We start from the raw sequence: 9,677 nt of genomic DNA on the forward strand, positions 1-9,677 counted from the left end.
CTTCGGTGAACAGCCGCTTGGCCACGATGCCGTTGACCTGCGGGCGCACTTCGGCCACCAGGAAGGCGTTGGTCCGGCCCGGCAGTTCGCGCGTCAGGCCGACCTGCTCGGCTTTCAGGGTGGCCACGGTGACCTGGCCAGGCCCGCCCTGTGGACCCTCCTGCTCACCACCGCCACAGGCGGACACGGTCAGGGCGATCGCGAGGGACAGCGCGAGAAGACGGTACGGGGTTCTGGACATGGCGGTAGGGGCTCGCAGACGGAAAAGGGCGCGCCTGCAGCCAACTTCCGATAAAAGCGAAGAATGACGACAAACAGGCAGCAAATGACGGCAAATATCCGAAACGAGACCCGCCGGCATTCGCGGGCAGTCCTCGCTGAGGATCAGTGGGGCGCAAATATACATACATGCATGTTTGTTTGTAAAGCGGTACAATTCAGGCCGGTTTCATCCAGCAACTGCACAGCGCAATGGCCAGAAAAACCAAAGAAGAGGCGCAGGCCACCCGCGAGGGCATCCTCGATGCGGCCCAGGTCTGTTTCCATGAATACGGGGTCGCCGGCACCAGCCTGGCGATGATCGGCGCGCGCGCCGGATTTACCCGCGGCGCGGTGTACTGGCACTTCAAGAACAAGGCCGAAGTGCTGACCGCGATGATCGACCGCGAACGCGTGCCGTTCATCGAGCGCATGCGCCGCACCACCTCGGCCAAGCGCAACACGCCGATCCTGGACCTGCGCTCGGCGCTGCTGGTCTCCTTCCGCGAACTGGCCGAAGACGAACGCCTGCGCAACATGATGGAAATCATGCTGCGCAACGATCTGTCGGTGGAAAGCCAGGCGATGCAGGAGCTGCAGCGCGAAGCGTCACGTGAGGAACTGGCCATCATCGCCGCCGCACTCGAGCGCGCGCGCGAGCTGGGCCAGCTGCACGACCACGCCGATGCCGAAACCGTGGCGCGCATCGTCAGCACCAGCCTGACCGGCGTGCTGTACAGCGCGATGCTGGAGCCGGATCTGTTCGAGATCCAGCGCGACGGCATGCAGACGCTGGATGCGATCTTCAGTGCCTTCGTCAAACCGGGGGTGTTCACCCCGGGCGCACCGCCAACGCCATTGCCGACCGACGACGAGGTGTGAGGCAAAAAAAACGGCGACACCGCAGTGCCGCCGTTCTTCCTACCACCCGATCGTTGCGCGCCGTTACAGGATGTAGCGGCTGAGGTCCGGATCCTGCACCAGCTCGCCCAGATGCGCGTCGACGTAGGCCTGGTCGATGCTGATGGTTTCGCCATCGCGATCCGGTGCTTCATAGCTCAGCGTATCCAGCAGGCGCTCCAGCACAGTGTGCAGGCGGCGCGCGCCGATGTTTTCCTGGCGCTCGTTGACCTGGAAGGCGATCTCGGCGAGACGATCCACCGCATCGACGGTGAACTTCATCGCAACACCTTCAGTCTGCAGCAGCGCTTCGTACTGTTTGGTCAGCGCAGCCTTGGGCTCGGTGAGGATGCGCACGAAGTCCTGCTTGCTCAGCGCACCCAGCTCCACGCGGATCGGGAAACGCCCCTGCAGCTCCGGGATCAGATCGCTGGGCTTGGCCAGGTGGAACGCGCCGGAGGCGATGAACAGGATGTGGTCGGTCTTGATCGTGCCGTACTTGGTGGAGACGTTGGAGCCTTCCACCAGCGGCAGCAGATCGCGTTGCACACCCTCGCGCGACACATCGCCACCGCCGACGTTGTCACCGCGCTTGGCGACCTTGTCGATCTCATCGATGAACACGATGCCGTGCTGCTCGCAGGCCTCGATCGCCGCGCTGCGGATATCGTCTTCGTTGACCAGCTTGCCGGCCTCTTCCTCGATCAGCAGCGGGCGGGCGGCCTTGATCGACAGCGTGCGCTTCTGCGCTTTCGCGCCGCCCATGCTGGAGAACATCTGGCGCAGCTGCTGGCCCATTTCCTCCATGCCCGGCGGGGTCATGATGTCCATGCTCACGTTGGCCGACACTTCCAGCTCGATCTCGCGCTCGTCCAGTTCACCGTTGCGCAGCATGCGGCGGAACTTGATGCGGGTCTCGTTGTCCTGCGCGGACGGTTCGTTGCGCGCGGCTTCGGCGTCGAAGCCGATGCCGGTGCTGCGGCGCGGCAGCAGCGCATCCAGGATGCGGTCTTCGGCGCGTTCTTCGGCCTGCGTGCGCACGCGCACCTTGGCCTGCTCGCGGTACAGCTTGACCGCGGTGTCGGCCAGGTCGCGGATGATCTGCTCCACATCCTTGCCGACATAGCCGACCTCGGTGAAGCGGGTCGCTTCGACCTTGACGAACGGTGCGTTGGCCAACGTGGCCAGGCGACGCGCGATCTCGGTCTTGCCGACGCCGGTCGGGCCGATCATCAGGATGTTCTTGGGCATCACTTCGTTGCGCAGCTCGGTCGGCAGCTGCATGCGGCGCCAGCGGTTGCGCAGCGCGATGGCGACCGCACGCTTGGCGTCGTGCTGGCCGACGATGTGCCGGTCCAGTTCCTGCACGATTTCGCGCGGGGTCATGGTGGCGGAAGAAACTTCAATCTTGTGCGGCATGAGTGTGCTCACGGATGAATTGGGTTTTTCGAGGTTGCCGGCCAGCGGCCGGCACTACGCTTACAGTTCCTCGACCACCACGTTGCGATTGGTGTAGATGCAGATGTCGCCGGCGATGTTGATCGACTCGGTGGCGATCGTGCGGGCATCCAGTTCGGTGTGCGCCATCAGCGCGCGGGCGGCCGACAGGGCGTAGGAACCACCGGAACCGATCGCGATGATGCCGTCTTCGGGCTCGATCACATCACCGGTGCCGCTGATGATCAGCGAGGTGTCCTTGTCGGCGACGGCGAGCAATGCCTCAAGCTTGCCCAGGCGGCGCTCGGTGCGCCAATCCTTGGCCAGTTCCACCGCAGCGCGCTGCAGCTGGCCATGCTTTTCCAGCTTGGCCTCGAACAGCTCGAACAGGGTGAAGGCATCGGCGGCGGCACCGGCGAAACCGGCCAGCACCTGGCCCTCGCGACCCAGGCGGCGCACCTTGCGGGCGTTGCCCTTCATCACCGTGTGGCCGAGCGTGACCTGGCCATCGCCGGCGACGGCGACATGCCCATTGCGGCGCACCGAGATGATGGTGGTGGCATGAAATACGTTGGGGTTCTGACTGGGGTCCATGGAGCCTCCGGGGTGACAAAGACTGAGGTGGGGTCTGTGCCCGACGCTTCAACCCGCCCTGCCCTGCGCCCGGATGCCGCAGCGGATCGATTCAGCTTTCGTTGCCGCTCTTGCGCCGCTTGGCGCGCGGGTGGGCCGCATCGTAGACCTTGGCCAGGTGCTGGAAATCCAGGTGGGTGTAGATCTGCGTGGTGGCGATGTCGGCGTGACCGAGCAGCTCCTGCACGCCGCGCAGATCACCGGAGGATTCCAGGATATGGCTGGCGAAACTATGCCGCAGCATGTGGGGGTGCACGTGCTTGAACAGGCCCTGGCGCTGGGCCAGTTGGCGGATGCGGATCTGCACGGCGCGCTGGGTGATCGGCCCGCCCTTGCGCCCGGGGAACACCGGCGCGGTTGCCGCGCCGCCGCTCTCGGCCCGCCAGCCCTGCAGCGCGGTGCGTGCATGCGAGCCGAACGGCACCCGGCGCTCGCGGTTGCCCTTGCCCAGCACGTTGACCAGGCCGGTATCGAAATCCAGGTCGCGCCAGATCAGCGCGCACAGCTCGCTCAGGCGCAGCCCGGAGGAATAGAACAGCTCCAGCAGCGCGCGATCGCGCAGGCCGAGCGGTGCATCGGTGGGCAGTTCGACCAGTTGCACGGCTTCATCGGCATCGAGCACCTGCGGCAGCTTGCGCGGCGCCTTGGGGGCTTTCAGGCCGGTGGCCGGGTTGGCGGCGATGCGATGGTGCTTGAGCAGCCACGCATAGAAGCTGCGGCACGCCGAGAGCCGGCGCTGCAGCGAGGTGGGCGACAGGCCACGCCGGTGTTCGGCCGCGATGAACTGGCGCAGCTGCGCGCTGTCGAGCGTGTCGATGATGGCGCCCTGCCCGTCCGACCACGCCGCCAGGGCGTCCAGGTCGCGACGATAGGCATCCAGCGTGTGCGCCGACATCCGGCGCTCCACCTGCAGATGCGACAGGAAGTCCTGCGCGGTACTCACGACGGCTCCGCTCAAGGGAATGTCAGGGAGACGGGAAACGCTGCAGGGCCACGACCAGCGACTCGCCCATCATGCGCAGGAACAACGTGCCCATGCCGGGGTAGAACCGGTTGCCGTCGTGGCTGCCCACCGCGATCAGGCCGACGCCCGGCAGCGGCAGCAGCGCGCTGGACTGCACTTCCTCGGCACGCCCCGCGTACAGCACGGTATTTTTTTCCGGCTGCAGGCGGCCACAGATCGGCTCGCCGTCTTTCAGGCAATCGCGGAACACCCCCAGCAACGGGCTGCTCTGCTCGATCACCTGCAGCCACGGCGCCTGCTCCAGCCCCGCAACCGGGTGCAGCACGATCAGCCGGACCAGATCGCCAGCAAAATCTTCTTCCAGCGAGGCGGCCATCGCCCGCAGGGTATCGGCCGCCGAGTCCTGTTTCATCAGTGCCAGGGTGAGCTGGTGCGTGCGGACCGCCAGGCGCTCGTTGATCTGCGCATTGGCGGCCAGATCGGCCAGCCGCCGCGACAGCTCACGGTTCTTGTCGCGCAGCACTTCCAGCTGGTAGCTGGCCAGCGACGCGGTGGGGCCGTCATCACGCGGCACCACCAGGGTCAGGGCCAGGTCCGGGAACTGTTTCAGGAAGGTCGGATGCCGACGCAGCCAGGCGGCTACTTCGTGCGATCCGATTTTCTCGGCGGTGTCACTCATGCGTTCCACTCTCCATCAAAGACGAAGGCTGCGGGTCCGGACATCACGATCTGTGCATCATCGGCCGGCCAGCGGATGCGCAGATCGCCACCCGGAAGCGACATCGTGGCATCGCGCTGCAGGCGACCGCGCTGCATCATCACCACGGCCGCGGCGCACGCGCCGCTGCCGCACGCCAGGGTTTCGCCGGCACCGCGCTCGTACACGCGCAGGCGCGCATGCTGCGGGCCGAGCACCTGCACGAAGCCGACGTTGACCGACTTCGGGAACGAGGCGTGCTGCTGCAGCAACGGACCCAGGCGTTCGACCGGGGCGGCATCGACCAGGCCCACTTCGATGACCGCGTGCGGATTGCCCATCGACACCGCGCCGAAACGCACCGTGTCCCCCTGCAGCGGCAAGAGATACTCTTCGCGGGCGCGGGCGAAGCCGATCAGCGGCACGTTCTCCGGCTCGAAACGCGGGACGCCCATCGCCACCGCGTACTGGTCTTCGCCCAGGCGCTCAACCGCGTGCGTGGTGACCGGGCTGTCGATCGCGAACGTGGTGCCAGTGACCGCACCATCGCGCACCAGCCAGGCAGCGACACAGCGCGCGCCGTTGCCACACTGCTCCGAACGGCTGCCGTCGGCATTCCAGATCCGGTAGGAGGCCACCGAGCCCTCGGCCTTGGGCGGTTCGATGGTCAGGATCTGGTCGCAACCCACGCCGGTATGGCGATCGGCCAGGCGCGCGGCCAGTGCGGCATCCGGCGGTGCGCTGCCATCGCGCAGGTCCAACACCACGAAATCATTGCCGGCGCCATGCATCTTGGTGAAACGCAGCGCCGCGGACGTGCTTGCCTTACTCATTCCCGTCATTGGCCTTCAGCGCCGGGGCTTCAACGGGATCGGGAACCACCGGGGAATCGGTATCGGCATCGGCGGCCGGCGGCGTGGCGTCGTCGGCGGCCGGTTCGACCAGTTGTTCTTCGACCGGGACCGGCTTCTGCGGCAGGACCAGCGGGCCCTTGTTGCCACAGGCCGACAGCACCAGCAGCGCCGAGGCGGCCAGCGTCAGGGAGATGAGGGTACGGGGGGATGTCTTCATGCCCTGAGTATAGCCGCGCCCTTTGGGCGCTTGGGTGCTGGCTGGATGAACAGGCCGCGCAGACATCGCGCCCCTGGAAGCACCCCGGCAGTGCCGGCGCTGGCCGGCAGCCCCGCCTCCTGCTGGGCCCGGGCGGTGCCGGCCAGCGGCCGGCACTACCGGAGCGGTTGACGATCCTTGGCCGGGCAGCAGCCATCGTCGTCCTCCGGCGGCCGGCGGCTGCCATTACGGGGTCCGGGTCACGCCCAGCTGGTCGAGCACGAACGCATACGACTCGGCCAGCTCGTGATAGCGCTGGAAGCGGCCGGACTTTCCACCGTGGCCGGCTTCCATGTTGGTGCGGAAGACGATCGGGAAGTGACCGGTGTTGTCATCGCGCAGCTTGGCCACCCACTTGGCCGGCTCCCAGTACTGCACCTGCGAATCCCACAGCCCGGTGCCGACATACAGGGCCGGATAGGCCTGCTTGGCGACGTTGTCGTACGGCGAGTACTTCAGCATGTAGTCGTAGTACTCGCGCTGCTCGGGGTTGCCCCACTCGTCGTACTCGTTGGTCGTCAGCGGGATGCTGGCATCGAGCATGGTGGTGACCACATCCACGAACGGCACCTGGGCGACCATCACGCGGTAGTCCTGCGGTGCCTGGTTGGCGACCGCGCCCATCAGCAGGCCACCGGCGCTGCCACCGGAGGCGGCGACGCGGTCCTTGGCCGCATAGCCCTGGCGGACCAGCTCACGGGTGACATCGACGAAATCGTTGAAGGTGTTCTGCTTCTTGAGCAGCTTGCCGTCCTCATACCACGCACGGCCCATTTCCTGGCCGCCGCGGATGTGGGCGATGGCATACACCACGCCGCGATCCAGCAGGCTGACCACGGTCTGGTTGAAGCCCGGATCCATCGACATGCCGTAGCTGCCGTAGGCGTACTGGTACAGCGCGCCGGTGCCGTCCTTCTTGAAACCGTTGCGGTAGACCAGCGACACCGGCACCTTGACGCCATCGCGGGCCGTCACCCATACACGCTCGGTGGTGTACTGCGACGGGTCATAGCCGATCACCGGCTGCTGCTTGAGCTGGCGACGCTCACCGGTGACGGTGTTGAGCTCGTAGGTGGTGGTCGGGGTGGTCAGCGAGGTGTAGGCGTACCGCAGCCACGGCGTATCGTGTTCGCTGTTGGCGGCCAGCCCCATCGAATAGGCCGGCTCGTCGGCCTTGACGTAGTCCTGGCGGCCATCCGGGAACAGCAGGCGCACGCGCTCCAGCCCATTGGAGCGCTCGGCGATCGCGGTGAAGCCATCGAACAGCTCGAAGCCTTCGATCAGCACCGCATCATCGTGCGCGACCCAGTCTTTCCACTGGCTGCGCGTGGTGGCATCGCTGGGCGCGGTGACGATCTTGAAGTTCTTCGCATCGGCATCGTTGGTGCGGATCACCCAGCGGCCGTTGAAGTGGTCGGCGTCGTATTCCACGTCGCGTGCACGCGGTGCCAGCACCTTGAATGCCTGCGGATCGGCGGCCGGGGCGTAGCGCGTTTCCGAGCTGACCGTGCTGTGCAGTTCGATGGTCAGGAAACGATCATCGCGGGTGCGGCCGACGCCCATGTAGAAGCTGTCGTCCTTCTCTTCGTAGACCAGCACGTCACTGCTCGCCGGGGTGCCCAGCACGTGTTTTTTCACGCGCACGGTGAGCAGCGTTTCCGGATCGTTCTCGACGTAGAACAGGGTGCGGTTGTCATCGGCCCAGACCACGTTGGGCGAGACGTTCTCGATACGGTCCGGCAGCACTTCACCGGTGCGCAGGTCCTTGAAACGGATCACGTACTGGCGGCGGCCCACATCATCTTCGGCCCAGGCCAGCAGATGGTTGTCCTGGCTGACATCGGCATCGCCCACGTTGAAGTAGCCCTTGCCCTCGGCCATCGTGTTGATGTCGAGCAGGATTTCTTCCGGCGCCTCCATGCTGCCCTTGCGGCGTGCCTGGATCGGGTAGTCCTTGCCGGTTTCAAAGCGGGTGTAATACCAGTAGCCGCGGTCACGCGAGGGCACGCTGGCATCGTCCTGCTTGATGCGGGCGACGATCTCCTTGTACAGCGTGTCTTCCAGCGGCTTGAGCGGCGCCACGACCTGGTCGGTATAGGCATTCTCCGCGTTCAGGTACGCCAGCATTTTCCTGTCTTCGCGCTTGTCGTCACGCAGCCAGTAGTAATCATCGCTGCGGGTCGCGCCAAAGGGAGCCTTCACCGTGTGCGGGTGCTTCTCGGCGTCGGGCGGGGTCAGCGCGGGGGCGGCGTGCACGTTGGAGGTCATGAGGCTGGCAACCAGTAAACAAAGGGCGGGTTTCACGAGATAAGGCTCCTGGCGGGGGAATGCAATGGCGTCCGTGTCCGTGCAGTCTGTGCCGCCGGGTGGGCCAGCAGCAAGCCTGTCGTTGGTCACTGCGCCTATCATCAGGCCATGGATACTTCCCGCACGCCCCCGACCGGCACCGGCTACAGCCGCCGCAGCCAGGAAATCGAACCCTTCCACGTGATGTCGCTGCTGGCCCGCGCGCAGGCGCTGGAGCAGGCCGGCCACGATGTGATCCACCTGGAGATCGGCGAGCCGGACTTCACCACCGCCGCCCCGATCGTGCGCGCCGGCCAGGCGGCACTGGCGGCCGGGCACACGCGCTATACCGCCGCCCGCGGGCTGCCCGCCCTGCGCGAGGCGATTGCCGGGTTCTACCAGGATCGCTACCAGGTGCAGATCGACCCCCAGCGGATCCTGGTCACCCCGGGTGGCTCGGGCGCATTGCTGCTGGCCAGCAGCCTGCTGGTCGATCCCGGCAAGCACTGGTTGCTGGCCGATCCGGGCTACCCGTGCAACCGGCACTTCCTGCGCCTGGTGGAAGGGGCCGCGCAGCTGGTACCGGTCGGCCCGGAAACGGCGTACCAGCTCACGCCGGAACTGGTGGCACGGCAATGGAATGCCGAGAGTGTCGGCGCCCTGGCCGCCTCTCCGGCCAACCCGACCGGAACCGTGCTTTCCGCTGCGCAGCTGGACGCGCTGTCGCAGTCACTGAAGTCGCGCGGCGGGCACCTGGTGGTGGATGAGATCTACCACGGCCTCACCTACGGGATGGACGCGGCCAGCGTGCTGCAGGTCGACGATGACGCCTTCGTGCTCAACAGCTTCTCCAAGTATTACGGGATGACCGGCTGGCGACTGGGCTGGCTGGTCGCGCCGCCGCAGGCGGTGAAGGAGCTGGAGAAGCTGGCGCAGAATCTGTACATCAGCGCCTCCAGCATCGCCCAGCATGCGGCGCTGGCATGTTTCGAGCCGGAGTCGATCGCGATTTTCGAGCAGCGCCGCGCGGCATTCCGCGAGCGCCGCGATTACCTGCTGCCGGCGCTGCGGGCGCTCGGCTTCCGGATCGAAGTGGAACCGGAAGGCGCGTTCTATCTCTACGCCGACGTGAGTGCGTTCACCGGGGATGCGCAGGCCTTCTGTGCGCATTTCCTGGAAACCGAGCATGTCGCGTTCACCCCGGGCCTGGACTTCGGGCACCACCGCGCCAACGCGCACGTGCGGCTGGCCTACACGCAGGAAGTGCCACGCCTGGAAGAGGCGGTGCGGCGGATCGCGCGTGGGCTGGAGACGTGGGTGCGTTGAGCGACCCCTGAAAAAAAAGGTTCTTCACCCAACTCCGGGGAAGGCCGCCCGGATCTTCAGGAAGAA

9 protein-coding genes and 1 pseudogene are annotated in these 9,677 nt (G+C 66.2%); 2 read left to right on the forward strand and 8 right to left on the reverse strand.

Translation table 11 applies throughout. The features are described from left to right. Positions 1-241: pseudogene (locus OC373_RS18335) on the reverse strand (efflux transporter periplasmic adaptor subunit); the annotation flags it as partial. Between the two features lie 230 nt (positions 242-471). Between OC373_RS18335 and OC373_RS18340 the strand changes: the two are divergent. Continuing rightward, on the forward strand, positions 472-1,140 hold the full coding sequence (locus OC373_RS18340; RefSeq protein ID WP_019183678.1) for a TetR family transcriptional regulator: 669 nt from the start codon (positions 472-474) through the stop codon (positions 1,138-1,140). 63 nt (positions 1,141-1,203) lie between these two features. Here the strand turns inward: OC373_RS18340 and hslU are convergent, their stop codons facing one another. The 7 genes from hslU to OC373_RS18375 all read right to left on the reverse strand — a co-directional run bounded on the left by hslU (position 1,204) and on the right by OC373_RS18375 (position 8,303). After that, positions 1,204-2,577: an ATP-dependent protease ATPase subunit HslU gene (hslU, locus tag OC373_RS18345; protein WP_261998246.1), complete on the reverse strand. Its 1,374-nt coding sequence runs from the start codon at positions 2,575-2,577 to the stop codon at positions 1,204-1,206. Between the two features lie 60 nt (positions 2,578-2,637). Then, positions 2,638-3,189 (reverse strand): ATP-dependent protease subunit HslV, encoded by a 552-nt coding sequence (gene hslV / locus OC373_RS18350; RefSeq protein ID WP_019183676.1) that lies wholly within the window; start codon positions 3,187-3,189, stop codon positions 2,638-2,640. Positions 3,190-3,280: 91 nt separating this feature from the next. Beyond that, positions 3,281-4,171, reverse strand: a complete 891-nt coding sequence (gene xerC, locus OC373_RS18355) for a tyrosine recombinase XerC (protein WP_019183675.1) — start codon at positions 4,169-4,171, stop codon at positions 3,281-3,283. 22 nt (positions 4,172-4,193) lie between these two features. Then, positions 4,194-4,871 (reverse strand): DUF484 family protein, encoded by a 678-nt coding sequence (locus OC373_RS18360; protein WP_070425969.1) that lies wholly within the window; start codon positions 4,869-4,871, stop codon positions 4,194-4,196. After that, complete coding sequence (gene dapF, locus OC373_RS18365) at positions 4,868-5,722, reverse strand: diaminopimelate epimerase (RefSeq protein ID WP_070425970.1); 855 nt, start codon at positions 5,720-5,722, stop codon at positions 4,868-4,870. Before dapF ends, OC373_RS18360 begins: the two co-directional genes overlap by 4 nt. Then, positions 5,715-5,960 carry a lipoprotein gene (locus tag OC373_RS18370; RefSeq protein WP_019183672.1) on the reverse strand — a complete coding sequence of 82 codons (246 nt, stop codon included), beginning with the start codon at positions 5,958-5,960 and terminating at the stop codon, positions 5,715-5,717. The genes dapF and OC373_RS18370 overlap by 8 nt, the downstream gene beginning before the upstream one ends. Positions 5,961-6,185: 225 nt before the next feature. Further along, on the reverse strand, positions 6,186-8,303 hold the full coding sequence (locus OC373_RS18375; RefSeq protein WP_261998247.1) for a S9 family peptidase: 2,118 nt from the start codon (positions 8,301-8,303) through the stop codon (positions 6,186-6,188). Between the two features lie 111 nt (positions 8,304-8,414). Here OC373_RS18375 and OC373_RS18380 point away from each other — a divergent pair, with 111 nt between their 5' ends. Then, entirely contained in the window at positions 8,415-9,611 is a 1,197-nt protein-coding gene (locus OC373_RS18380) for a pyridoxal phosphate-dependent aminotransferase (RefSeq protein ID WP_261998248.1), read from the forward strand. Positions 9,612-9,677: the final 66 nt, after the last annotated feature.

This window comes from Stenotrophomonas sp. Ste96, assembly GCF_024519495.1.
In the GTDB taxonomy this organism is placed as follows: domain Bacteria; phylum Pseudomonadota; class Gammaproteobacteria; order Xanthomonadales; family Xanthomonadaceae; genus Stenotrophomonas; species Stenotrophomonas bentonitica_A.